Annotated in this window: 24 protein-coding genes; 21 read left to right on the top strand and 3 right to left on the bottom strand. The window is 61.7% G+C overall.

The features are described 5' to 3' along the window. Positions 1-110 precede the first annotated feature (110 nt). Positions 111-452: a DUF768 domain-containing protein gene (locus NKJ18_RS07285; RefSeq protein WP_023667997.1), complete on the bottom strand. Its 342-nt coding sequence runs from the start codon at positions 450-452 to the stop codon at positions 111-113. Between the two features lie 188 nt (positions 453-640). On the opposite strand from NKJ18_RS07285, the gene NKJ18_RS07280 reads away from it, so the two are divergent. The 4 genes from NKJ18_RS07280 to NKJ18_RS07265 all read left to right on the top strand — a co-directional run bounded on the left by NKJ18_RS07280 (position 641) and on the right by NKJ18_RS07265 (position 3,968). After that, positions 641-1,597, top strand: coding sequence for an NAD(P)/FAD-dependent oxidoreductase (locus NKJ18_RS07280; protein WP_352512456.1), 957 nt, complete (start codon positions 641-643; stop codon positions 1,595-1,597). Positions 1,598-1,762: 165 nt separating this feature from the next. After that, positions 1,763-3,049, top strand: coding sequence for an SDR family oxidoreductase (locus NKJ18_RS07275; RefSeq protein ID WP_352629306.1), 1,287 nt, complete (start codon positions 1,763-1,765; stop codon positions 3,047-3,049). Further along, positions 3,049-3,531 (top strand): DUF2269 family protein, encoded by a 483-nt coding sequence (locus tag NKJ18_RS07270; protein ID WP_023681104.1) that lies wholly within the window; start codon positions 3,049-3,051, stop codon positions 3,529-3,531. Before NKJ18_RS07275 ends, NKJ18_RS07270 begins: the two co-directional genes overlap by 1 nt. Positions 3,532-3,641: 110 nt before the next feature. Continuing rightward, positions 3,642-3,968 carry a low affinity iron permease family protein gene (locus tag NKJ18_RS07265; RefSeq protein WP_023681103.1) on the top strand — a complete coding sequence of 109 codons (327 nt, stop codon included), beginning with the start codon at positions 3,642-3,644 and terminating at the stop codon, positions 3,966-3,968. A 212-nt stretch (positions 3,969-4,180) separates the two neighbouring features. Here the strand turns inward: NKJ18_RS07265 and NKJ18_RS07260 are convergent, their stop codons facing one another. Continuing rightward, positions 4,181-4,456, bottom strand: coding sequence for a hypothetical protein (locus NKJ18_RS07260; RefSeq protein ID WP_023667991.1), 276 nt, complete (start codon positions 4,454-4,456; stop codon positions 4,181-4,183). 217 nt (positions 4,457-4,673) lie between these two features. Between NKJ18_RS07260 and NKJ18_RS07255 the strand changes: the two genes are divergently transcribed. The 9 genes from NKJ18_RS07255 to NKJ18_RS07215 all read left to right on the top strand — a co-directional run bounded on the left by NKJ18_RS07255 (position 4,674) and on the right by NKJ18_RS07215 (position 13,892). Then, a complete protein-coding gene (locus NKJ18_RS07255) occupies positions 4,674-5,780 on the top strand; it encodes an NAD-dependent epimerase/dehydratase family protein (protein WP_023733216.1) in 1,107 nt (368 codons plus the stop codon). Continuing rightward, positions 5,777-6,850 (top strand): GDP-mannose 4,6-dehydratase, encoded by a 1,074-nt coding sequence (locus NKJ18_RS07250; protein WP_023804822.1) that lies wholly within the window; start codon positions 5,777-5,779, stop codon positions 6,848-6,850. Before NKJ18_RS07255 ends, NKJ18_RS07250 begins: the two co-directional genes overlap by 4 nt. Continuing rightward, complete coding sequence (locus tag NKJ18_RS07245) at positions 6,847-8,139, top strand: TIGR04295 family B12-binding domain-containing radical SAM protein (protein ID WP_023712229.1); 1,293 nt, start codon at positions 6,847-6,849, stop codon at positions 8,137-8,139. The genes NKJ18_RS07250 and NKJ18_RS07245 overlap by 4 nt, the downstream gene beginning before the upstream one ends. Further along, complete coding sequence (locus NKJ18_RS07240; protein WP_023804821.1) at positions 8,124-9,224, top strand: glycosyltransferase family 4 protein; 1,101 nt, start codon at positions 8,124-8,126, stop codon at positions 9,222-9,224. The genes NKJ18_RS07245 and NKJ18_RS07240 overlap by 16 nt, the downstream gene beginning before the upstream one ends. 2 nt (positions 9,225-9,226) lie before the next feature. Next, positions 9,227-10,357 carry a CgeB family protein gene (locus NKJ18_RS07235; RefSeq protein ID WP_023696369.1) on the top strand — a complete coding sequence of 377 codons (1,131 nt, stop codon included), beginning with the start codon at positions 9,227-9,229 and terminating at the stop codon, positions 10,355-10,357. Next, entirely contained in the window at positions 10,354-11,448 is a 1,095-nt protein-coding gene (locus NKJ18_RS07230) for a CgeB family protein (RefSeq protein ID WP_023667985.1), read from the top strand. Before NKJ18_RS07235 ends, NKJ18_RS07230 begins: the two co-directional genes overlap by 4 nt. Then, entirely contained in the window at positions 11,445-12,548 is a 1,104-nt protein-coding gene (locus NKJ18_RS07225; protein WP_023804820.1) for a CgeB family protein, read from the top strand. The genes NKJ18_RS07230 and NKJ18_RS07225 overlap by 4 nt, the downstream gene beginning before the upstream one ends. A gap of 23 nt (positions 12,549-12,571) precedes the next feature. Beyond that, positions 12,572-13,612 carry a UDP-glucuronic acid decarboxylase family protein gene (locus NKJ18_RS07220; protein ID WP_023744467.1) on the top strand — a complete coding sequence of 347 codons (1,041 nt, stop codon included), beginning with the start codon at positions 12,572-12,574 and terminating at the stop codon, positions 13,610-13,612. 94 nt (positions 13,613-13,706) lie between these two features. Next, entirely contained in the window at positions 13,707-13,892 is a 186-nt protein-coding gene (locus tag NKJ18_RS07215) for a hypothetical protein (protein ID WP_023667982.1), read from the top strand. A gap of 8 nt (positions 13,893-13,900) precedes the next feature. Here NKJ18_RS07215 and NKJ18_RS07210 read toward each other — a convergent pair whose 3' ends face one another. Then, positions 13,901-15,715 carry a hypothetical protein gene (locus tag NKJ18_RS07210; protein WP_352521484.1) on the bottom strand — a complete coding sequence of 605 codons (1,815 nt, stop codon included), beginning with the start codon at positions 15,713-15,715 and terminating at the stop codon, positions 13,901-13,903. A gap of 85 nt (positions 15,716-15,800) precedes the next feature. Between NKJ18_RS07210 and NKJ18_RS07205 the strand changes: the two genes are divergently transcribed. Genes NKJ18_RS07205 through NKJ18_RS07170 form a run of 8 tightly spaced genes read left to right on the top strand, consistent with a single transcriptional unit; the run spans position 15,801 to position 23,256 of the window. Continuing rightward, entirely contained in the window at positions 15,801-16,904 is a 1,104-nt protein-coding gene (locus tag NKJ18_RS07205; protein WP_023681094.1) for an inositol-3-phosphate synthase, read from the top strand. After that, on the top strand, positions 16,901-17,497 hold the full coding sequence (locus tag NKJ18_RS07200; protein WP_023667978.1) for a histidine phosphatase family protein: 597 nt from the start codon (positions 16,901-16,903) through the stop codon (positions 17,495-17,497). The genes NKJ18_RS07205 and NKJ18_RS07200 overlap by 4 nt, the downstream gene beginning before the upstream one ends. 14 nt (positions 17,498-17,511) lie before the next feature. Continuing rightward, the gene (locus NKJ18_RS07195) at positions 17,512-18,612 is read left to right on the top strand and encodes a CgeB family protein (RefSeq protein WP_023667977.1); all 1,101 of its coding nucleotides are present in this window, start codon (positions 17,512-17,514) and stop codon (positions 18,610-18,612) included. Beyond that, positions 18,612-19,415, top strand: a complete 804-nt coding sequence (locus NKJ18_RS07190; RefSeq protein ID WP_023667976.1) for a sugar phosphate nucleotidyltransferase — start codon at positions 18,612-18,614, stop codon at positions 19,413-19,415. Before NKJ18_RS07195 ends, NKJ18_RS07190 begins: the two co-directional genes overlap by 1 nt. A 3-nt stretch (positions 19,416-19,418) precedes the next feature. Beyond that, the gene (locus tag NKJ18_RS07185) at positions 19,419-20,180 is read left to right on the top strand and encodes a TIGR04290 family methyltransferase (RefSeq protein WP_023667975.1); all 762 of its coding nucleotides are present in this window, start codon (positions 19,419-19,421) and stop codon (positions 20,178-20,180) included. Next, a complete protein-coding gene (locus NKJ18_RS07180; protein WP_023691448.1) occupies positions 20,173-21,105 on the top strand; it encodes a glycoside hydrolase 5 family protein in 933 nt (310 codons plus the stop codon). Before NKJ18_RS07185 ends, NKJ18_RS07180 begins: the two co-directional genes overlap by 8 nt. Before the next feature lie 7 nt (positions 21,106-21,112). Continuing rightward, the gene (locus NKJ18_RS07175) at positions 21,113-22,270 is read left to right on the top strand and encodes a glycosyltransferase (protein ID WP_023667973.1); all 1,158 of its coding nucleotides are present in this window, start codon (positions 21,113-21,115) and stop codon (positions 22,268-22,270) included. An 8-nt stretch (positions 22,271-22,278) separates the two neighbouring features. Beyond that, the gene (locus NKJ18_RS07170) at positions 22,279-23,256 is read left to right on the top strand and encodes a GNAT family N-acetyltransferase (protein WP_023712235.1); all 978 of its coding nucleotides are present in this window, start codon (positions 22,279-22,281) and stop codon (positions 23,254-23,256) included. Positions 23,257-23,258 lie beyond the last annotated feature (2 nt).

Here is a 23,258-nt window from a genome sequence, read left to right as displayed (position 1 = left end):
ATGTTCCTCAATGGTGCATGGAACTAACGGGAAAGCACCTAAGGTCCGTTTTTCAGCTCGTATAGCAGCCCGGGGGGCTTGTTCAGGCGAACAGAAGAAGGTGTCAGGGGCTACGGTCCGCTCTTGGCATCATCGACCTCCAACGCGTCCATTACAGGTGCCGGATCGCTCTTTTCGGAGCTCGGGCTCTGCACCCCGGACCCGGCGTTCTCGATCGCTTGCACGATAGCATCTTCGATGTTTCCGAGTTCGTCCTCCCTTACTTCACGCCCATAACCAGCCACCTCGGCATCTTGCTCGAATTGCTGAGCGAGCACCGCGACGCTGACTTCCTCTCGACCAGGAAGTGTGCCGACATTCTCCTGTAGCCAGTTTTGAAAAAACTCTCTGGTCGCGCTCATCTCAGACCACCCTTTCGCCAAACTAAGCGCGACGATGAGCCGAAGTTCCATGATGCGTTCACTTTCCCAGTGGCGCTGTACTCACAGCGTTGGGAGCCACGAGGTTTTTGCAGGCTTGATGAGGCAGTGGCCTTTCTCTTCACGACTCGATTGGAGTTCACTCTTATCGCGCAGTGTGCATCCTGATTGCGTCCATTTCGACCCTGTGGAACAAGCCTGTTGAGTTGAAGTTAGGCCCTATGCCAAGCTTTTCGGGCGAACCAAGTTTTTCGGGCAAACAAGTTTTTGACGTTGCCATCGTCGGCGGCGGCCCCGCGGGGCTCGCTGCAGCCATGTATTTAGCCAGGTTTCTGCGTTCGGTGATCTCGCTCGACGCGGGGCATGCGCGTGCCAAGCTCATCCCAAAATCCCGCAACTGTCCCGGCTTCCCCGACGGCATCAGCGGGGAAGAACTGCTCGGCCGCCTACGAGCCCAGGCACAGCTATACGGCGCGAGCCTTGTCCATGGTTGCGTAGGCCACGCCGAAAAACGCGAAGGTTTTTTTGTCCTGACGACCACCTGCGGGATTGTCCAAGCAAGGCGCGTGATTCTGGCAACGGGCATTGTGGACAAGGCACCTCCCATTGAAAGACTGGAGGAGGCGATTGCAACCGGCATTGTCAGACTGTGCCCGGTTTGCGATGCATATGAGGCCCGGGGTAGCCGCATCGGCGTTGTTGGTCCGGAGCATCTCGCCGTCAGGGAGGCTCTGTTCCTGAAGGGATATGGCAGTCAGGTCGCCTTGCTCGCCAATAACCAGGATGATGTTTCCGAAGCTGCCCGCGGCGCCGCCTTGGCAGGCGGAGTTGAAATCTGGGACGCTGTCGATGACCTGATCCCTCGACGAACCGGGTTCGATGTCGTCATGGCCGAGGGCGCCCCGATGCGCAACATCGATGTGGTGTACCCTTCGATGGGCAGCGACGTACGCTCCGAACTAGCGGTTGCTCTGGGGGCTAACTGTGACGCAGAAGGCTATGTCCTGGTCAACCGACACCTTGAGACTTCAACGCCAGGACTCTATGCCATTGGCGACGTGGCCGAGGGGCTCAATCAAATTGCTGTTGCGTTCGGAGACGCCGCCAAGGCTGGAACTCACATTCATAACGACCTCCGCGATTGCGCCGAGCCCGCGACGAACTTCCGGCGAAGTTGACCTGCAGATGCGAACGCACCGTACCGGCTCACCTTTGGCTGCGTTGATGCCCGGAACCCGTTCCACCCGGCGTGAGACTACCGGCTTCGGCTTTGCTAGAGTTCTCTCAGGCGCAGCCGCTGGGTTGATGGAAGGGCACGCGCCGGCGAACGGCTGGAGGAAGGAATGAAAATTCTCGTCACCGGCGCGTCAGGTCTGATTGGAGCCGCGCTTTGCGCGCGCCTGGCCGGCGAGAGACATGAAGTGGTTCGCGTGCTTCACCACGCAGACACTGGCGTCCACCCGGAGATCCCAACCGTTTCCCTGGATATGGCGCGGGCCTTGCGACCTCAGGACTGGATCCCCTATCTCGCCGGTGTGGACGCCGTCGTAAACTGTGCCGGCGTCCTGCAGGATAGTGCCCGGGAAAACACCCGGCATGTCCATTCTACCGGCGCCTCGGCTCTCTTCACCGCGTGTGAGCAAGCAGGTGTGAACAAGGTGATTCACTTTTCTGCCATCGGGGTCGATCGCCAGCAGCCGTCCGCCTTTTCCGCTAGCAAGCTCGCTGGCGATGAAGCACTGATGGCACGTAGCCTTGACTGGGTCATCCTGCGCCCCTCCGTAGTGCTGGGAAGGCCGGCCTTCGGCGCAAGCGCACTTTTTCGCGGCCTCGCGGCGTTGCCGCTCTTGCCGTTGATGCCCGACACGGGCCGTCTCCAAGTCGTCCAGCTCGATGACGTCATCTCCACCGTCCTGTTCTTCCTCAAACCCGGCAGCCCATCGCACCTCACGCTGGACCTCGCTGGGCCCGAGGCACTTTCGATGAGCGAGGTCGTGGGTCGCTATCGCCGCTGGTTCGGATGGAGCAGTGCTCGGGAGTTCATCTTGCCGAATTGGGCCGCAGCTATCTTGTACAGGTTCGGGGATGCCGCGGCTCAGCTGGGCTGGCGCCCGCCGATGCGCAGCAATGCAGCAAAAGAGATTGCCCGTGGCGCTGTCGGCGATCCCCAGCCGTGGATGACGGCGACCGGCATTCAACCATCAAGTCTTACATCTGCACTGCGTCTAAATCCTGCGACCGTGCAGGAGCGATGGTTCGCCGGTCTTTACTTTGTCAAGCCGGCGCTCTTTGTCGTCTTGCCGCTCTTCTGGATCATGACCGGCATCATTTCCCTGACCGCCGGCTGGCGCAGCGGAGTTGACTTGCTGATTGGCACTGCCGCCGGCCCCTTGGCCGAACCGGCGGTAGTCGCCGGCGCGTTGGCTGACATCGCCGTCGGGGCGCTTATCGCCTGGCGCCCAACCAGCCAGCTTGGTCTTTTCGGCGCAATCGCGGTATCGCTTTTCTATGCGACCGCTGGGAGCATTCTGCGGCCGGATCTTTGGCTTGAGCCACTCGGGCCGCTGATCAAAATCCTCCCGATCCTCGTTCTGCATTTTGCAGCGCTGGCCATTCTGGAGGAACGCTGATGATGTACTTCGTGCTTAAATACCTGCACGTGATCGGCGCTGCTGTGCTGCTCGGAACTGGTGCCGGCATTGCTTTTTTCATGCTTTTGGCACACCGGACCGGGAATGCCGCGACGATCGCAGCCGTCGCCCGCATTGTCGTGCTGGCTGATTTCCTGTTCACGGCTACGGCCGTTGTCGCACAACCTCTGACCGGACTGGGCCTCGCTAGGGTTGCGGGGTATTCGCTGTCGGAAGGATGGATCGTTCTCTCGATCCTGCTCTACATCTTAACGGGCCTGTTCTGGCTGCCTGTCGTGTGGATGCAGATCGAGATGCGAAATCTAGCCACACAGGCCGCACTCTCCAACCAACCTCCTCCCGAGCGCTACCATCAGCTGTTCAGACGCTGGTTTGTCTTCGGCTTCCCAGCTTTCGGCGCCGTGCTCGCCATTTTCTGGCTGATGATTGCGCGCCCGGCAATCGAGTGGTCATCGTTGTAGCTGCGATCGGCAAGCACTGCGCCGTGAATTCATCCGTCGCGCCTAGCTGGTTCGTGCCGGCGCGATGCACTGCGGTCGGGAACCACGGTCACTGCCGCGAGTTCTTTCGCATGGCCAATCATCCCGTCACCGGCGTGCTTACCTCAATCGGCACATTAACCTCCCGCCCCGCGGCATTCCTGATCCTGTTGGTCTACGCAATCCTTTGGATGATCTTCGAGCGACAGACCCTGGACTGGCATGGAGCGGCTACCTTGTTTACGTGGGCCATGACGCTGTTCATCCAGCGTGCCGAGCACCGCGACACTCAGGCCATTCACGCCAAACTGGATGAGATCCTGCGATCAGACCACAATGCCTCGAACATCACGCGGATCGACGATGAAGAGCCCGAGGAAATCGAAAAACACCGCCACCGCAGGCAGCAGGACGACTGATGAGCGGCGTTTTGGTTTCACGGCAGGACGAGTAGCGGGTTTCCAGCTTTTGACGCCTATCCAGCCCCGCCGCCTCCTGCGCTCAGGCCCAGGCCTTCGATCCTTGCTGCGGCTGTGGTTCAGCGACCGAAGGATCGGAGCCTCTATTGTTCCACCGCATCCAGAAATTGGCCCGAGAACCAGGTCGGGCAAATCGGCCGGCTCGAAATGTGTCATTCGCCTTTCTGGTTGCGCTCGACGAACTTGTTGAAACGGCTGGTTTGTCCGTCACCAGTCTTGGACTGGTAAAGAAAGGCCAGATCGTTCTCGTCGAATATGCGGAAGAACTCGTCCCATTCGACCGGCTCGAATGCTTCCTCGGGTTTGCCGAAGTCGATCCGCAGGATGCCGCCCGCCCCTTTGGTGCGAACCACTGCCGGCCGTCCATCCCGCTCCTCGGCCCATTTGCGGATTTCGTCGTGATTGGTGGTCGTTTGCGACTGGGACATTGAAATCTCCTTTGATCATCGGCGTTGCCAACATCGGGCATCGTCGGGGCTGCCGGCGTCCTAACAGCACAAGGGCGGCAATGTTCCGGCACGGCGCGGCGAGCGCGATGTGGCTGCTTCCGGACGAAGCCGGCCAAAGGAACTTTGTTGAAGCCAAGGGAACAAACCTTTTGCCGAAAAGTTCGGGTCGCCAAGATTACCTGTCTGAGGAGTGGTCGTGAAACGGATATTGGTTACAGGGGGCTGCGGCTTCATCGGCCGGCATGTCGCCCAGGAACTCATCGAGCAGGATTATTCGGTTCGCATTTTGGATGTGCTGCTGGAGCAGGTGCACGCAGGCGAAACAGTCGCCCTTCCCGCCGGGGCCGAGCTGATCAAGGGCGACATTCGGGACCGGGAGGCAGTCGCCAAGGCGCTGGAAGGCGTTGACGCGGTCATTCATCTGGCCGCGGAAGTCGGCGTCGGACAGTCGATGTACGAGATCGCGCGCTATGTCGGCACCAACGATCTCGGCACCGCGACGCTGCTTGAGGCGCTGATCAAACACCCGGTCGAGCGCATTGTCGTCGCCTCATCGATGAGTGTCTATGGCGAGGGCCTCTATGCTACATCGGACGGCCGGCGCATCGACAATGCCCGGCGCAAGGCGAGCGACATCAAAAACGGACAGTGGAATCCGCTGTCGCCGGAAGGCGAACCCCTCTCCCCCCTGCCGACGGACGAGGAAAAGCCGGTCGATCTCGCCTCTATCTATGCACTGACGAAATACGCCCAGGAACGCGCCGTGCTGATCTTCGGCGAAGCCTATGGCATCGATACGGTCGCGCTGCGCCTGTTCAACGTCTTCGGCGCCGGCCAGGCGTTATCGAACCCCTATACCGGCGTGTTGGCCAATTTTGCTTCGCGTCTCGCCAACGGCCAACGTCCAATGATCTTCGAGGATGGCGAACAGAAACGCGATTTCGTCCATGTGGATGACGTCGCCCGCGCCTTTCGTCTTGCGCTGCAGCAACGCCAGGCAAGGGGTCACGTCATCAACATCGGCAGCGGCCGAGCCTATGCGATCAGCGACGTCGCGCGGGTACTTGCCGAGGCCATGGGAACGCCGGACCGCTCGCCAGAACTGCTCGGCAAGGCGCGCTCCGGCGATATCCGCAACTGCTTCGCCGATATATCCAAGGCCCGTGAGCTGCTCGGTTTCGAGCCGAGGCAACAACTGGAGAATTCGCTCGCCGATTTCGTTTCCTGGGTGCGCAACTCTTCCGCCATCGACCGCGGCGCCGACATGAAACGCGAGCTCGAAGAACGTGGGCTGGTGTCATGAATACGCGCAATCGACGCGCCGCCCCGGTCGCCATTGTCGGCGGCAGCGGCTTCATAGGATCGAACCTGGCCGACAGCCTGTTGTCGGATGGCGAGCCGGTGCTGGTGATCGATAATCTCAGCCGCCCCGGCGTCGAACAGAACCTTGAATGGCTGGCGCAAAAGCACGGCAGCCGCCTCATGGTCGAAACCATTGACGTGCGAGACGCCAACGCGCTTGCGCCCGTTCTGAAGAGTTCCAAGGCGATCTTCCATTTGGCCGCGCAAACCGCAGTCACAACGAGCCTGGTCCAACCGGACGAGGATTTCGACATCAACCTTCGAGGAACGTTCAATGTCCTCGAGGCGGCGCGGCTGAGCAGTGAGTTTGTTCCGGTGGTCTTCGCCAGCACCAACAAGGTCTATGGCAGCCTGCCCGACGTCGCGGTGCGCGAGGACGGCGATCGTTACCTGCCTTGCGACGGCATCATCCAAGCGAATGGCATTGACGAGACCCACAGCCTGGATTTCTGCACGCCCTATGGCTGCTCCAAAGGCGCGGCGGACCAATATGTGCTCGACTATGCCAAATCCTACGGCATGCCGACGGCGGTGCTGCGGATGAGCTGCATTTACGGGCCGCGCCAGTTCGGAACCGAGGATCAAGGCTGGGTCGCGCACTTCCTGCTGAGTGCGCTCACGGGACGTCCAATCACCATTTACGGCGACGGCAGACAAGTGCGCGACATACTGCATGTCTCCGATGCGGTCGCCGCCTACAGGGCCACGCTCGATCGTATCGAGACGACCAAAGGCCAGGCATTCAATCTTGGCGGCGGCCCCGATAATGCGATCAGCCTGCGCATGCTGTTGAGCGAGATCCGTAGCTTGACCGGCCATGAGCTTTCGATCCGCCATGATGGCGAACGCACCGGCGATCAGCCCTTCTTCGTCGCCGACACCCGCAAGATCAAAGCGATGCTTGGCTGGAAAGCTCGTGTTTCATGGCGCGAAGGCATTCGCGATCTCGCAGACTGGCTGCAAAAACACCGGCTCCAGCCTCGCCCCGAAGTCGTGAGGTACGTCGCATGAAAATCGCCCTGGTAAACCCGTTCTGGACCTATGACGACAGCATTTATTTCGGCTGCCGCCAACCACATCTCCCGCTGGAACTCGGCTATTCGAAATCCCTGCTCGAAACAGCCGGCCATGAGGTGCTGATGCTGGATGGGCAATTGCAGAAGCTCGACAACTCGGACCTCTCCGAGCGTGTGGCTGATTTCGCGCCTGCAATGACGGTCGTCAGTACCGCCCCGACTTATCTGTTCTGGCGCTGCGCACCACCCGAGTTGCGCGTGCCGGCCGATTTCCTCAACCGTCTCGCCGGGCGCGGTGGACGCACAGTCGCGGTCGGGCCGCATGGCTCGGCTACGCCCGCGCCAACCTTGCGCAAGCTTGGCGTCGACATTGTTGTGCGCGGCGAATGCGAGGAAATCGTCGCGGAACTTGCCCGGCGCGACGACTGGAGCGCGGTCCCCTCGACCGCTTACCTGCGCGACGCCAAGGTGGTTTTGAACGGCGGCGTCCACGCCAGCTCGTTTGTCGATCATCCGCCACTCCAATGGCCATCAGACTGGATCGCAGCCCATTCGCATCACCATCACAGGTTCGATGACAAGCAGGTTGGGTTCGGCGCGGAGGTCGAAGCATCGCGCGGCTGCCCCTACAATTGCAGCTTCTGCGCCAAGATCGATTTCCGCGATGCCTATCGCCGCCGCAACCACGAGGCGGTCATAGCGGAAATCGATCGGCTGATTGCCCAGGGCGTCGGCTACATTTATTTCATCGATGAAATCTTCCTGCCGCAGAAAGCGCTGTTGGAAGCGTTGATCCATCGCGACGTGAAGTTCGGTGTGCAGACCCGCATCGACCTTTGGAAGCCCGAGCTGCTGGAATTGCTTGGTGCGGCCGGCTGCGTCTCCATCGAGGCCGGTCTCGAAAGCCTGACCGTGGAAGGTCGTGCGATGCTGGCGAAGCGCTGCCGGCTGGGTACCGAGGAACTCGCCGCGCTGCTCGTCAATGCCAGGCGTCACGTTCCATTCGTACAGGCCAATCTGATCGGCGTCGTCGAGGATGACCCTGCCCTCGTCGATTACTGGCGAACGCACCTCATCGACAACGGCGTGTGGGCCAATGAACCCGTACCGCTTTATCCATATCCGAGTTCGCCAAGCTATCGCGAGCTTTGGGGCGAACCCGACGACCTCGCCTGGGAGCGCGCCCATGATCACTATCTCGCATCATTCCAGAAGTTCAGCGACATCCAGGAAAGGCGCCCGCGTCCGCTGGCGGAACTGGAGGCGACATGTTGCGGACACTGACGCCGCGCTCGCGGCGCATCCTGATGACGGTCGATGCCGTGGGCGGCGTGTGGCGCTATGCGCTCGACCTAGCCAGGGAACTTGTCAACGGCGGCGATAGCGTAGTGCTTGCCGGTCTCGGTCCGCCACCGTCCAGGCAGCAGGCCGACGAGGCGGAGGCTTTCGCGAAGCTGATCTGGCTGAACACGCCGCCGGATTGGATGACCCGCAACGGCGGTGATCTCGACGCGCTGCCGCGAGAGTTGCATGCGCCCATGCGCGACCACGCCATCGACCTTGTCCATTTCAACGCGCCTTCGCAGGCGGCGGGATTCGACGCGCCATGCCCGGTCGTGGTGGTCTCCCATTCCTGCGTGACGACTTGGTTCCATGCGGTCAGAGGACAGGCGGCGGATGGCGCATGGGCCTGGCAGAAGGAGCGCAACAGACGCGGCATGGATCGGGCCGACGCGGTCATCGCGCCGAGCCGCAGCCATGCCGACATGCTAGAGACCTGCTACGGCCCGATCGCGCGCTTGAGTGTGGTCACAAATGGTGCCCGTCCTCTGCCGAAGGCCGAAAAGCATCAATCGCTCGTCTTCGCCGCTGCCCGCTGGTGGGACGAGGGCAAAAATGCGGCGGTGGTCGATCAGGCGGCGTCCCTGACGCGATGGCCTCTGTTTGCCGCCGGTTCGACGAACGGCCCAAACGGCGAGCATGTCAGCTTCAGCCATGCTGTTCCTCTGGGAGCAGTGCCGTCCGATGAGGTGCGTTCGTTGATGGCTCGCGCGGGTATTTTCGTATCGCCATCGCTCTACGAGCCATTCGGCCTGGCCGCGCTGGAAGCCGCCATGTCGGCTACGCCCCTGGTGCTATCCGATATCGCCACCTATCGCGAACTATGGGACGGGGCCGCGATATTCTTTGACGCGCGCGATCCGCACGATCTCGCTGCCTGCCTCAACCGTCTCTCCAGCGATGCCGAGCTCCGGCGAGAGCTTGGCCAGGCAGCCATCCGACGCAGCCGCAGGTTTAGGCTGACAAAGCAGACAGCGGCTATGCGCGGCGTCTACGACAAAGCGGCCTTAGCGATGGCGGAGCGCTGATCATGCGCTTTGTGTTTTACACCCACTCGGTCGTTTCCGACTGGAACCATGGCAATGCCCATTTCCTGCGCGGCGTCATGCGAGAGCTGGTCCAGCGCCGGCATCAGGCTATTGCGCTGGAGCCGGCGAATGGCTGGAGCCGGTCGAATCTGCTGGCTGAGAAGGGGTCGTTCGCCATCGAACGCTTCCGCAAGGATTTTCCCGAACTGATGCCGGTGACCTACGATGCCGGATTTGATCACGAAGCCTGGATTGCCGAGGCCGACGTTGTGATCGTTCATGAGTGGACGGATCCGGAGCTCGTCGCACGTATTGGCCGTGCCCGGGCCGCCGGCGGCAACTTCATCCTTCTTTTTCACGACACCCACCACCGGGCCGTGTCTGCGACCGAGGCACTCTCGGCGCTCCGGCTGGAGCACTATGACGGCGTTCTCGCCTTTGGCGAAACCTTGCGCGAGAGCTATCTGCGCGCCGGCTGGGGCAAGCGCGTCTTCACTTGGCATGAAGCGGCGGACGATCGCCTGTTCAAGCCGCACCCGGAGATCCACCCCACCTCCGATCTGGTCTGGATCGGCAACTGGGGCGATGATGAGCGGACCGCCGAACTCAAGGAGTTTCTGATCGAGCCGGTGCACGATCTCGGCCTTGATGCCGCTGTTCACGGCGTACGCTACCCCAAGACCGCACTTGCGGATCTGGCCACCGCAGGACTGCGCTATGAGGGGTGGATCGCCAATGCCGACGTGCCGAAGGCCTTCGCCGCGCATCGTGTCACCGTTCACATCCCACGGCGCCCCTATCGCGAGAGGTTGCCCGGAATCCCGACGATCCGCATGTTCGAGGCACTCGCCTGCGGCATTCCGCTGATTTCAGCGCCATGGTCCGATGTCGAGCAGCTTTTCAGGCCCGGTGTCGACTTCCTGTTTGCCGAGAATGGCTCGCAAATGCGGCAACAGCTTCGGACGGTGTTGTCCGACGAGGACTTTGCGGCCTCCCTGGTGACCTCGGGTCTCGAGACCATCCGCTCGCGGCACACCTGCCGCCACCGCGTCGACGAGTTGCTCGGCGTGCTCACGCAATGCGCGAACCGACACACCGCCGTCCCGACAGCCGCAAAGGAAGCCGTCGCATGAAGATCGCATTCTATGGATCGAGCCTTTTGTCGTCCTACTGGAACGGTGCCGCGACGTACTATCGCGGTTTGCTCAAGGCACTTTCGCAATTGGGTTACGAGATCACGTTCTACGAACCCGATGTCTACGACCGGCAGAAGAACCGCGACATCGAAGCTCCCGACTGGTGCACTGTCGTCGTTTATGAGGCGACCCAGCATGCGCTGATGCAGGTCGCGGCACGTGCCGCCGGCGCCGACATCGTCGTCAAGGCGAGTGGCGTCGGTTTCGAAGACGAGGCGCTGCTTCGCGCCGTTCTCGACCACGCCCGCAGCGACGCGCTTGTCGTATTCTGGGACGTGGATGCGCCAGCCACGCTTGCCCAGTTGCGCGACGAGCCGGACCACCCGCTCCATCGTGCACTGCAGGAGATCGACCTCGTGCTGACCTATGGTGGCGGCGATCCCGTTGTCTGGGCCTATCGTGCCATGGGCGCCAAGGAGTGCGTGCCCATCTACAATGCGCTCGATCCCGAAACGCACCATCCGGTCGCCAGCAAAGCGCGTTTTGCCTGCGACCTGGCGTTCCTCGGAAACCGGCTGCCGGACCGTGAAGCGCGTGTCGAATCGTTTTTCCTCGATCCCGCCAGCCAGCTGCCGAAACAGCGTTTCCTGCTCGGAGGCTCGGGTTGGGGCGACAAGCCGCTCCCCACCAATGTAGGCTGGCTCGGCCATGTCGGCACCCGCGATCACAACGCCTTCAATGTCACCCCAAAAGCCGTGTTGAACATCAGCCGCGATAGCATGGCCGCCAACGGTTTTTCACCGGCCACGCGAGTGTTCGAGGCGGCTGGCGCCGGCGCCTGTCTCATCACGGATGCATGGCTGGGCGTGGAACTGTTCCTGAAACCAGGCGAGGAGATCCTGGTCGCGCGTGACGGCGGCGATGTCGCCGAAATAATGCGCTCGCTGACCCCCGGTCGGGCCAAGGCAATCGGCCAAGCCGCACTTCACCGCGTGCTGGCGGACCATACCTACGCGCTTCGGGCGGATGTGGCGGATGCCGTCTTCAAACGTCATTTCGAGCACGGGGCCGTGGAGGCAGCGGAATGACCAAGAAACTGGACATCGTCTTTCTCGGCCTGTCGCTGTCCTCATCGTGGGGAAACGGTCACGCCACCACTTTTCGAGGTCTTTTGAAAGGCTTGCACGGACTCGGTCACCACGTGACTTTTCTGGAGCGCAACGTGCCATGGTACGCCAATCACCGCGATCTGCGCGAACCGGAGTTCTGCGCCTTGCGCTACTACGAAACCACTGCGGAGCTGCAACGCGACTACGCACAGTGCCTGGAGCAGGCCGACATCATCGTCATCGGATCCTTTGTTCCAGAAGGACGCCAGGTCATCGACATCGTCGCCTCGCTTTGCAAGGGGCAGCTCTGCTTTTACGACATCGACACCCCGGTGACCCTGGCCAAGCTTTCAGCCGACGATTGCGATTATCTGAGTTCGCGGCAAATTCCGTATTTCGATGTCTATTTCTCCTTCACTGGCGGACCAACGCTCAACCATCTGGCGCAAGACTTCGGCGCGCGCCATGCCGAACCTCTCTATTGTTCGGTCGATCCAGAACGGCATCACCCGACAGGAGATCCGATCCGCTGGGATCTCGGCTATCTCGGCACCTACAGCATGGACCGGCAGACAACGCTGAACGCTCTGCTGCTCGAGCCCGCACGGCATATGCCGAACCTCCGTTTCGTCGTGGCCGGCTCCCAATATCCATCCGACATCATCTGGCCGGACAATGTCGAACGCATCGAACATTTGCCGCCAGCCGATCACGCCGCGTTCTATAGCCGTCAGCGCTACACGCTGAATGTCACACGCAGTTCCATGATCACCGCAGGATGGTCGCCCAGCGTGCGCCTGTTCGAAGCGGCGGCTTGCGGCACGCCCATCGTCAGCGACCACTGGCCAGGGCTCGACAGCTTCTTTCCCGCATCGGCGATCCACACCGCCGCGGAGACGGACGAAGTCATCGATATCCTCGTTGGCGAGTCCGAGCGCGCACGCCTGGCCATGGCCGGCCGGGCTCGCAAACTCGTCCTCGCTTCCCACACCGGTGGGGCCAGGGCTCGCGAATTCGTGGCGGCGCTGACCCAACCAAGGGCGACGGCCCTCGATCTCGACATTGGAAGTGCAGCATGAACGGCAGACAGGAGAAAACAGCGATGCGACAGACAAGAAAGGCGCACAGGGCAAAGACGGTGCTTGTTGCCGGCGGCGCGGGTTTCCTCGGTTCGCATCTTTGCGAAGTATTGCTCCGCAACGGCTGGCGCGTGATCTGCGTCGACAATTTTCTGACCGGGCGCATGGAAAACATCATCTCGATCATGGACCGGCCGGGTTTCCGGTTGATCGAGCAGGACATCTGCCGGCCACTGGATCTCGGCGAGCCCGTGGATCACATCTTCAACCTGGCCTGCGCCGCCTCACCGCCGCGTTATCAGGCCGACCCGATACACACCACGCGTACCTGCGTGATCGGAACCCTCAACCTGCTCGAACTCGCTGTCCGCAATGACGCGCGACTGCTGCAGGCCTCGACGAGCGAAGTGTATGGCGATCCGGAACAACACCCGCAAAGGGAGGACTACGTCGGTCATGTGAACTGCACCGGCCCACGCGCCTGCTACGACGAGGGCAAGCGCACCGCCGAAACGCTTTGCTTCGACTATCTAAGGGCCGGCAAGGCCGACGTCCGCGTCGCGCGCATCTTCAACACCTACGGTCCGAGAATGGATCCGGCCGACGGTCGCATCGTCTCGAATTTGATCATGCAGGCGCTCGAGAAGCGTCCGCTGACGATATTCGGCGACGGCCAGCAAACGCGATCCTTCTGCTATGTCTCCGACTTGATTGATGGATTGATGCGCCTGATGAACATCGACCCCAATCCGGGCAAGCCGGTCAATCTGGGCAATCCCGGAGAATTCACCATCGTGCGACTGGCGGCATTGGTGAAGGCGATGACCGGCACCAAGTCGGATCTGAAATTTCTGCCCCTGCCGCAAGACGATCCTCGGCGCAGGCAGCCTGATATTACGCGTGCGAAAACGCTGCTCGGCTGGTCGCCGAGAGTGCCGCTCAACGAAGGGCTCAAGCTGACGATCGATTATTTCGCGGCGCTCGAAGGCACCGGCATCGGCGATCAGATGACAGGCCTTGCCAAAAGGAGACCCGCAGGCGGGCTGCAGAACCTTCCTGCATGACGTGGGCCGCGGCCGGACCTGCCCGGAGATCGTGCGGAACATCCATCCAACCTTGTAGTTTGGCGGGAGGGACCCGATACGGAGGATCATCCTCATGCAACCCAAGCGACCCGCGAAGGATGTCGACAAGATTGCCGAACGCGAGGCGGCTGCCTATTTGCGGCGCTCCTCGATCACCTATCTCGAGTGCTGCGTCAGCTTGATGATGACGCATCTGCAGCGCGAGGAAGTGGCCGCTATTCTTGAGCAGGAAGCAGACATGCTGCGAAGGCTGGATTGATCGAAACGTTACACCTGAGATTCGTCCAGGAATCGTATCAGCCCCGCCCTGTATCGGTCTGCCGTCCCGGCCAGCCTTGCTTTTTCCTGGCCATTTTCGGATTGCGCAGCCGTGCTCCAGAGCCCGATTTGGAACGCCAAATAGCAGGGTTCGAAAAAATCGATGTGGCCATTGTCAATATCGAGCCCCATCCCCTCGACCAACGTCGTCACATCGCTGTCGGACAGTCCATATTCGACACAGGCGCCGGCAATGTCCCACTCTATCGGCTGGCAGCCAATCAAATCGTGTGCCCGGCAATGGTCGACGGCATCTGTCTTGACCACCGTGCCATCGGCACAAACGAGAAACTCCCACGCGTGAAGCTTTCCGTCGATTTCCACCCGCTGCAGAACATGCGCAGGGGTTTTTTTCGAGAGCCAATGGCGCAACGTCGCCGCTCGGTTCTCGCCCAGGGCTTCAGATGTATTGGAAACAGCCATTTCCGCGAGTGCGAGCAATGATGCACCCGGTTCGCAGGTTCGGAGATTGAGCGCCCGCCAGGCTAGATAGCGCGTCAACTCCGCGACCAGCCTTCCTCTGGGCAGCGGCGCCTGGTCCATCGTGGTGCCGTCAATCCACCGTTCGACCAGAAAGCCGTGGCAAAGCCCGACCACTTGCGATCCGAACCCGGCTTTCCCCAACATTTCCGCGGCTCGTCTCTTACGCCGTCCGGTTTCGCCGAGGCCTGCGAATTTGACGAGCCAGCGACCACACCCCGCGGACGCCAGGAATTTACGCCGCTCGATGCCGCGCGGGCTCGGCGGCCAATGCTTTTCGTCGACGTAGTGGACGCTCCTCCATTCGCCACCAGACAGTTCGGTCAGGCGTAATTCGGGGCTGCCGACCGCCTCGGCCACCCATTCGCTAAGCGTGGGAATGTTCGAGCTTTCGGGGAAGGTGCATTCGAGCGCCGTCGCCACATGTTTCGGACAGCGCGACCATGTCTCCCTGGCCTCCCGTGACGCTTCGATGCCCGGGTTGCCAGGATGGCTGGGAAACAGGTGAATGCGGTCCATACCAATACCCAGTTCCCGCAGCCACGCGACGACGGCGTGCATCGAACTGCCGGACAGACCGGGACCTTCGTCTACAACGGCGAAGCGTGCCGATGGATTGTTCTTCCAGGAAGCGATCGAGCGCGAATCGGCATTGATGTGCCTGCGGAAAGGATGGCCGACCGGACGAACGCTGAACGGCGCCGGCGCGCCAATCGCGGCAGCCACTATGGCGGCAAGCCCCAGGCCGATGCTGCGGATGCCGATCACGCATGTGTTCGCATCGAGACCTGACTCCTGCGCCGCTCCCAAATAGCTTTCGGGATAAAGCGCGTAATGCGCGTAACCCTCGGCAGAACCGGTCAGAACCTCAGCCTCGCAATCCAACCCGTCCAGCAGTTGGAGAAGTCCCGGCTCGATGCCACCGCCCACGGCGAAACCGCTTCGCCACGACTTCGCCACCTCTGCCGCAAGACCAACCAGCAATCTGGCGCCTTGCTGTTGCCGCGGCGAAAAGATGTCGATGCCCCTGTTCTCGAAATCGACATCGGCAAGCGCGCGAACCAGTTCCGATACGCTGATGAATAGGCCGACCAACGCGGCATGGCGTCGGACGCCATGAGCCATGCGGTCCAGACTTTGAGCAACTTCGCTCGCAGCATCGCGAAGCCGTTCTGCGCTCTGCCTCCGCTTCTGGTCGCCGTAAACGATCATCGACCGGTTTTCCAATGCTTTGCCTTGCGGCAACGCAGCCAGCGCTGCTTCGATCCATGCTGTCTTGCGCAATTTTTCGGCAGGCCAAGGAACATTCCGGCACGCTGGTGGTTCGGCGGCAGGAACTTACCTTTGAACAGCATAGGGCGGCAGTTTCGTGGGATCGAAAAAGGTTCGTGTCGGTATCGTCGGGGTCGGCAATTGCGCATCCTCCCTGGTGCAGGGCCTCTCCTATTATCGTCACGCAAAAAGCAACGAACCAATCCCAGGGCTGATGCATGCCGACCTCGGCGGTTACCATGTCGACGACATCGAGATTGTCTGCGCATTCGACGTCGCCAGGAGCAAGGTTGGCCTCGACGTCGCTGAAGCAATCTACGCCGCCCCGAACAACACGTTCCGCTTTGCCGATGCGGCGGCAAACGGCGTTCGCGTCGAGCGCGGACCGACACTTGACGGCATCGGAAAATACTTGCGCGACGAAATCGAGGAGGCGCCGGAGCCGGTTGCCGACGTCAGCGAAATCCTGCGCAACAGCGGCGCCGACGTGCTGGTCTCTTACCTGCCGGTGGGCTCCGAGGAGGCGACGCGCTTCTACGCCGAATGCGCGCTTGAGGCCGGCTGCGCCTTCGTCAACTGCATACCCGTTTTCATCGCCTCACGTCCGGAATGGCGCCGGCGCTTCGAGCAGCGAGGGCTGCCGCTGGTCGGCGATGATATCAAGAGCCAGGTCGGGGCGACCATCGTTCACCGCCTGCTGGCCAATCTCTTCCGCGAGCGCGGCGTGCGCATCGATCGCACTTATCAGCTGAATTTCGGCGGCAACACCGACTTCCTCAACATGCTGGAACGCGAGCGGCTGGAATCAAAGAAAATTTCCAAGACCCAGTCCGTGGCCAGCCAGTTCGATGTTCCCCTGGAGCCGGGCAATATTCATGTAGGACCCAGCGACCACGTACCGTGGCTGACTGATCGCAAATGGGCCTATATCCGAGTGGAAGGGACGACCTTCGGCGGCGTGCCGCTCAACGCCGAGCTCAAGCTGGAAGTCTGGGATTCTCCAAATTCAGCCGGCGTGGTGATCGATGCGATACGCTGCGCCAAGCTTGCGCTCGATCGCGGCATAGCGGGAGCACTGACCGGTCCCTGCAGCTATTTCATGAAGTCGCCTCCCGAACAGTTCACCGACGCCGAAGCGCGGCAGCGCACGCTCGCCTTCATCGCCGGCAAGGACGAGCCTTTGCTGGATGCCGCGGAATGACGACAACGTTCTTTTTGATCCGTCATGCAGCGCACGACAATGTCGGCTCCTATCTTGCAGGACGGATGGATGGCGTTTGCCTTGGCGAGGCTGGGAAGGCGCAGGCCGCGCATCTTGGTGGCCGCATGGCCCGGGAGCCGATTGAAGCCATCTTGTGCAGCCCGCGTGAGCGTACGCAAGAGACGGCCGTGCCGATCGCGCTTGCCTGCGGCGTCGGTGAAATCGCGATCTGCGCCGAACTCGACGAGATCGATTTCGGCGATTGGTCGGGAAAGACCTTCGACGAGTTGAATGGCGATGCCGGTTGGCGGGCGTGGAACGACCAGCGGCAGGAGGCCAGGACACCGAGCGGCGAGACCATGCTGGATGTGCAGGAGCGGATCGTCGCACTGATGAACGCAGTGCGCGAGCGGCATCCGAACCAGTGTGTCGCCCTGGTCAGCCACGCCGACGTCATCAAGGCCGCCGTCTGCAAGGTGCTTGGCTTGCCGGTCGGCGACTGCTTCCGCTTCGACATCGATCCAGCCTCGATCACGACGATCGTGTCGGGTGACTGGGGCTCCAAGCTCCTGCGAATGAACGAAGCTGCCTGACGAGGACTTTCCGGATGCAGATGGTCATTTTCGGTCTCACCGTTACATCATCATGGGGCAACGGCCATGCCACGCTCTGGCGCGGTCTGATCCGCGCCCTGGGTCGGCTGGGATGGTCCATCACCTTCTTCGAACGCGATACCCCCTACTATGCCGGGACGCGTGATCTCGATCGGCTCGATGGCGGCAACGTCGTCATTTATCCGGACTGGGAGGACATCCGTCGCGTTGCGGAGCGGGCAATGAAGCAAGCGGATGTCGTCGTCGTCACCTCCTACTGTGCCGACGCCGTGGAGGCCTCGCGGCTGGCGCAGCAGACAGGTCGCGGATTGCGTGTCTTCTACGATCTCGACACTCCGGTCACGCTTGCCCGCATCGAGCAAGGCGAGCGTCCGCCCTATTTCGGACCTGAGGGTCTCGCCGATTTCGACCTCGTTTTGAGTTACACCGGCGGCTCTGCGATCGAGGCGCTTAAGTCGGTTTTGGGCGCGCGTCACGTGGTGCCGCTCTATGGGCATGTCGATCCCGACCAACACCGGCCGGCAGAGAAGCGGGCCGAATTCGCCGGTGATCTGTCCTATCTCGGAACTTACGCGGCGGATCGCCAGGCCGGCGTCGAAAAGCTGCTGGTCCGCCCGGCCGCGCGCCTGCCTGACCACCGTTTCATCATTGGCGGCGCGCAATATCCGCAGGAATTCCCATGGAGCGACAACATCTTCTTTGTCAGGCATCTTCCGCCAGCCGACCATCCGGCTTTCTTCTCATCATCTCGCCTGACACTGAACGTCACCCGGGAGGCGATGGCGCAAAAGGGCTGGTGCCCGTCGGGACGGCTCTTCGAAGCGGCCGCGTGTGGGGCTGCCATCGTCACCGATGCATGGCCGGGCCTGACCGAATTTTTCGAACCCGGCCGCGAAATCTTGTTGGCGCATGACACCGATGATGTGGTCGCCGCATTGCGATTGCCGGAGCGCGAGCTCGACGGCATTCGAAGGCGTGCCCGCGACCGGGTCTTGGGCGAACACACTTCGGCACGGCGCGCGGCGGAACTGGATCGCATCCTGAACGAGGCCTTTCAAAGATCTCCCGGCGAACCGATGAGGGAAGCGGTCTGATGTTGGGCATCGTACCCGCTGCCGGGCGCGGCAGCCGCATTCAGCCGCTCGGCTTCTCGAAAGAGCTGCTGCCGGTCGGTAGCCGGATCGATGGACAGACCGAGCGTCCATGCGCCGTGAGCGAGTATCTGGTACGGCGCATGGTGCAGGCCGGCGTCGACAAGATTTGCTTCATCATCGGATCGGGCAAATCCGACATCCTTGAATACTACGCCGCCGGCTACGGTGACGCGGCGGCTCTCTTCGTGGTGCAGCCGAACCCCGTCGGTCTGTGCGATGCGATCTTCCGGGCGGCGCCCCTCGTCGCGCCCGACGAGGTCGTCCTGGTCGGCCTTCCCGATACGATCTGGTTTCCCGAGGACGGTTTCCGCCATTTGCCCGACGATCAGCTCTCATTTCTGCTTTTCCCGGTGGATCAGCCGGAATTCTTCGACGCCGTCGTCACCGACGTCCACGAGCGCGTGATCGAAATCCAGGTCAAACGACAGGATGCCGCCACGAACTGGGTCTGGGGTGCGTTCAAGATGCCGGGCCATATCCTGCATCAGCTTGCGGCACTCTGGCGTGAGCGCGAGCGCAGTGACGAATATATCGGCACTTTGGTCAACGCCTATATTGCGGCCGGCGGTACAGCTTTTGGTGTCAGGGCTGGGTCGGACTATGTCGATGTCGGCACTTTCAACGGCTATCGAACAGCTCTGCGGTTGCTTGAAAACGACGCCTCATCCGCGCAGCGCCGGCCCACCATGATCATGCCCGGCGCGCAGTCGCATGTACCCGTCGTTCCTGGCGAAGGAGCCTGAGCCATGCTGCATTCCCATGCCGAAATCCGCCGCCGCATCGATGCGCTCGGCCCATGGTTCCACAACATGGAACTTGCCGGCGTCCAAACCGCTCCCAACCATTTTCTGGGCAACTACCCGCTGATCAAATGGCGCAAATTTGCCAATGCCATTCCCGCTGATCTGAGGGGCAAGGCCGTACTCGATATCGGCTGCAATGCAGGATTTTACTCCATCGAGATGAAACGGCGAGGTGCTGACCGTGTCCTCGGCATCGATTTCGATGACGCCTACCTGGCGCAGGCTCGCTTTGCCGCCGAGGTTGCCGATTGCGAGATCGAATTCCAGAAGCTTTCGGTCTACGACGTCGGCTCGCTGCGCGAGACGTTCGATGTCGTGCTGTTCATGGGGGTGCTTTACCATTTGCGCCACCCCTTGCTCGCGCTCGACCTGATCCGCGAACATGTCGCCCGTGACCTGATGATCTTCCAGTCCATGCAGCGCGGCAGCGCGGATCTGCCCGAGTTGGAAGAAAACTATCATTTCTGGACGCATGACCTGTTCGACCAGCCGCAGTTTCCCAAGCTGCATTTTATCGAGCACCGCTATGCCGACGATCCCACCAACTGGTGGATTCCAAACCGCGCCTGCACCGAAGCGATGCTGCGCAGCGCCGGTTTCGAGATCGTTCTGCACCCCGAGCAGGAGGTCTATTTCTGCCGCGCAGCCGGGGACCCGGCCGGCGGCGGCGCCATCTACCCCTCGAAAGGACAGCTCCATGATTGAAGCCGCCATGATCTGGAACGAGCCCAACAACAAATCGCATTGGGACCCAGAGCTCGATCCCGATTGGAGCCGCTTTGCCAGGATGGCGATCTTGTCGGCTGACGCAATCGCGTCGGAGAACCCGTCTTTGACGAAAGTACTCGGTGGCATCTCGCCGATAGATCCGGGCTTTATCACCCGCATGAAGGAATTCGGCGTGCTGGACCATGTCGATGCCGTCGCCGTGCACGGCTTTCCGCTCGACTGGAACCTGTGGCAGATCCACGAATGGCCACAGAAGATCGGCGAGATCGCGACCGTCACCAACCTTCCCATCTGGGTCAGCGAAGTCGGCGTATCGACCTTCGGCGCGGAAGAAATCCAGGTCTGGGGGCTCAAGCGCACCGCCGAGTTGCTGATCGGCAACGCACCACGCATCCAGTGGTACAGCCTCTACGATCTTCCGCGCGAATGGGAAGCAACGACGCGGCATCGCGAGGCAGAGGGCTCTTCTTACTATCGACATTTCCACATGGGGCTGCTACGCCAGGACGGTACGCCAAAACCTGCGCTGGAGGAGTTCCTGCGCTACACGCCCGCAATGGGGCTGGTGCAGTGGTTTCATTTCGAGGACGCCCGGCTGGACGATGCCGTCGCCTGGATGAAGCGGCTGGGCGTCACCAATATGCGCACGGGGCTTTCCTGGGCAGACAGCTTCCGGCCGAACGCGCTGGACTGGTTTGACCGGCAGATGGAGGCACTCGCCGATTTCGACGTGACGGTCACCTTTTGCTTTACACCGCAGCATCGCGGAATGATGCCCCACCACACCAGCCCACCTCTGGTGCCGGAGGAGTTCGCGGAATTCTGCGCAACCATGATCCGCCGCTATGCGCCCGGCATGACGTCCGCTTCGCTCCCGACGCGGCGGGCCTCGGCAGCGTGAAAGTGTCATGCTGCCAATGCATCAGACGCCTGACACATTGGACGAATTAGCGGCATCATCGACAGGTGGTGCGGCATACGGGACCGAGGCGCAACCAGCCGCGGCGCTCACTGTCCTCAATGTCGCCTACCCTCTCGCACCCGTCGGACCCGATGCTGTCGGCGGTGCCGAACAGGTTCTGTCGATGCTCGATCGGGAGCTGGTTCGCGCCGGCCACCGCTCTATCGTCATTGGCTGCCGCGGCTCCAGCGCGAGCGGTACCCTTGTGGAAATACCGGCTGAAAACGGCGTGCTCGACGAGGCGGCGAAGAGCCGCGCGCAGCAGGCTCATCGCAAAGCGATCGCCGCTGCCCGCGCCCGATGGCCGATCGATGTGGCTCATCTGCACGGTATCGATTTTCATGCCTATTTGCCCGACGATGGTCCGACCCTGGTGAGCCTCCACCTGCCCTTGGACTGGTATCCGGCCGAGGCTCTGCGACCGACGCGCGACGACCTGTGGCTCCATGCGGTCTCGCCCACCCAGCAGCAAACGGCGCCACCAGGGGCCAGACTGGTGGCGCCGATTCCCAACGGCGTTGACATCGAAGCACTGAGCCTGGTGCAGCCGAAGCGAGACTTTGCCCTGGTTCTCAGCCGAGTCTGCCCGGAAAAGGGCATTCACCTGGCCCTGGACGCGGCCAAACAGGCGGGCGTGCCCCTGGTCATCGGCGGCAAGGTCTACCCCTACGAAACACATACGCGCTACTTTCGCGACGAGGTCCAATCCCGTCTTGATGCTCGCCGCCGCTTCCTGGGCCCGCTCGGTTTTAACGCCAAGAGGCGCTTTCTCAACGCAGCCCGCTGTCTGGTCATTCCAAGCCTCGCCGCCGAGACAAGCTCGCTTGTCGCCATGGAGGCCCTCGCCTGCGGTACCCCGGTGGTCGCATTCCCGAATGGTGCGCTTGCGGATGTCATCGAGCACGGCAGGACGGGCTTTCTCGTCAACACAGTCGACGAGATGGCCCAAGCCATTCTTGCGGCGCCCAGCCTGGACGCCGAGGCGTGCCGGGTGGAGGCGCGACGGCGGTTTTCGCTGGAACGGATGATCTCGTCGTATATGGCTGCCTATCAGGCGCTGGCACAACTTGGCACAGATTGCCGGCGCTTCGCTGCGGCACCGTGAGAAAAGCAGTGTTGCGCAGCGAAATCATCGATGACCCCGTAAAATTCGATGCCTTGACGCCGCACTGGTGGAAACTGTGGGAGCAGAGTTCCTCTGCGACGCCGTTCCAATCCCCCGCCTGGCTGGTGCCATGGTGGCGCGCATTCGCACCCGGTGAACTGGCGACAGTTGCGGTCTGGCGTGGCGGCGATCTGGTCGGGCTGGCGCCACTCTATCTCGAGCATGGAACGGCCGGTTCGAAGCTGCTTCCGGTCGGTATTTCGCTCAGTGATTATCTGGACATCCTGGCTGTCCGGGATATCGAGGCGGCGGTTGTCGCCACCATTGCCGAAACGATCTGCTCGGTCGGGTGGTCACAATGGATCTTGTCTGATCTGCCGCAAAACAGTGCCGGTCTTACGATCGCGCATCCCGGTTTAACGGTCGAGAGGCCGGTAATTCATGCAGCCTGTCCCGTGCTTGCTGTTGCCGGCGACGACACGTTGGCCGGCTGCGTTCCCGCTCGGCGCAGGCGCCAGTTGCGCCGGGCGCGCCAAGCGGCGTCCAGACGCGGCCGGCTCGCGTTGGCGTCAGCGCGGGGCGATCAGAACTTCCTGAACCAATTGATCCGCCTGCACCAGGCACGCTGGGTTGGACATGGAGGTGGTGTATTGGCCGACCCCGCCGTGCAGCACTTCCATGGGCTTTCACTTCCCTTGCTCGATGCTCACGGCCTGGTCCGATGCTGGTTGCTCGCGATCGATGGCACGACTGTCGCCGCCTATTACGGATTTCACCACCGCGGCCGCGCCTATGCCTATCTCGGCGGCCTCGATCCTGCTTATGCCGAGGAGAGCCCAGGGGCGATCCTGATCGGCCACGCGATCGCGGAGTCGATCCGCGAGGATGCGCGCGAGTTCGACTTCCTGCGCGGCCAGGAGCCCTACAAATACGGCTGGGGCGCCGTTGACAGGTGGACGATGCGGAGGATCTGGACGCGGAGTTGATG

It is taken from the genome of Mesorhizobium sp. M0217 (assembly GCF_040321955.1).
Lineage (GTDB): Bacteria > Pseudomonadota > Alphaproteobacteria > Rhizobiales > Rhizobiaceae > Mesorhizobium.
Note: the sequence above shows the minus strand (reverse complement) of the source record. Positions and strands in the feature narration are given on the sequence as shown.

Coding starts and splice junctions, on each gene's coding strand:
- NKJ18_RS07185 (WP_023667975.1), top strand. CDS start 19,419: ATGCTGCATTCCCATGCCGAAATCCGCCGCCGCATCGATGCGCTCGGC.
- NKJ18_RS07265 (WP_023681103.1), top strand. CDS start 3,642: ATGGCCAATCATCCCGTCACCGGCGTGCTTACCTCAATCGGCACATTA.
- NKJ18_RS07250 (WP_023804822.1), top strand. CDS start 5,777: ATGAATACGCGCAATCGACGCGCCGCCCCGGTCGCCATTGTCGGCGGC.
- NKJ18_RS07260 (WP_023667991.1), bottom strand. CDS start 4,456: ATGTCCCAGTCGCAAACGACCACCAATCACGACGAAATCCGCAAATGG.
- NKJ18_RS07230 (WP_023667985.1), top strand. CDS start 10,354: ATGAAGATCGCATTCTATGGATCGAGCCTTTTGTCGTCCTACTGGAAC.
- NKJ18_RS07180 (WP_023691448.1), top strand. CDS start 20,173: ATGATTGAAGCCGCCATGATCTGGAACGAGCCCAACAACAAATCGCAT.
- NKJ18_RS07270 (WP_023681104.1), top strand. CDS start 3,049: ATGATGTACTTCGTGCTTAAATACCTGCACGTGATCGGCGCTGCTGTG.
- NKJ18_RS07285 (WP_023667997.1), bottom strand. CDS start 452: ATGGAACTTCGGCTCATCGTCGCGCTTAGTTTGGCGAAAGGGTGGTCT.
- NKJ18_RS07235 (WP_023696369.1), top strand. CDS start 9,227: ATGCGCTTTGTGTTTTACACCCACTCGGTCGTTTCCGACTGGAACCAT.
- NKJ18_RS07245 (WP_023712229.1), top strand. CDS start 6,847: ATGAAAATCGCCCTGGTAAACCCGTTCTGGACCTATGACGACAGCATT.
- NKJ18_RS07220 (WP_023744467.1), top strand. CDS start 12,572: ATGCGACAGACAAGAAAGGCGCACAGGGCAAAGACGGTGCTTGTTGCC.
- NKJ18_RS07200 (WP_023667978.1), top strand. CDS start 16,901: ATGACGACAACGTTCTTTTTGATCCGTCATGCAGCGCACGACAATGTC.
- NKJ18_RS07215 (WP_023667982.1), top strand. CDS start 13,707: ATGCAACCCAAGCGACCCGCGAAGGATGTCGACAAGATTGCCGAACGC.
- NKJ18_RS07195 (WP_023667977.1), top strand. CDS start 17,512: ATGCAGATGGTCATTTTCGGTCTCACCGTTACATCATCATGGGGCAAC.
- NKJ18_RS07275 (WP_352629306.1), top strand. CDS start 1,763: ATGAAAATTCTCGTCACCGGCGCGTCAGGTCTGATTGGAGCCGCGCTT.
- NKJ18_RS07190 (WP_023667976.1), top strand. CDS start 18,612: ATGTTGGGCATCGTACCCGCTGCCGGGCGCGGCAGCCGCATTCAGCCG.
- NKJ18_RS07280 (WP_352512456.1), top strand. CDS start 641: ATGCCAAGCTTTTCGGGCGAACCAAGTTTTTCGGGCAAACAAGTTTTT.
- NKJ18_RS07175 (WP_023667973.1), top strand. CDS start 21,113: ATGCTGCCAATGCATCAGACGCCTGACACATTGGACGAATTAGCGGCA.
- NKJ18_RS07225 (WP_023804820.1), top strand. CDS start 11,445: ATGACCAAGAAACTGGACATCGTCTTTCTCGGCCTGTCGCTGTCCTCA.
- NKJ18_RS07240 (WP_023804821.1), top strand. CDS start 8,124: ATGTTGCGGACACTGACGCCGCGCTCGCGGCGCATCCTGATGACGGTC.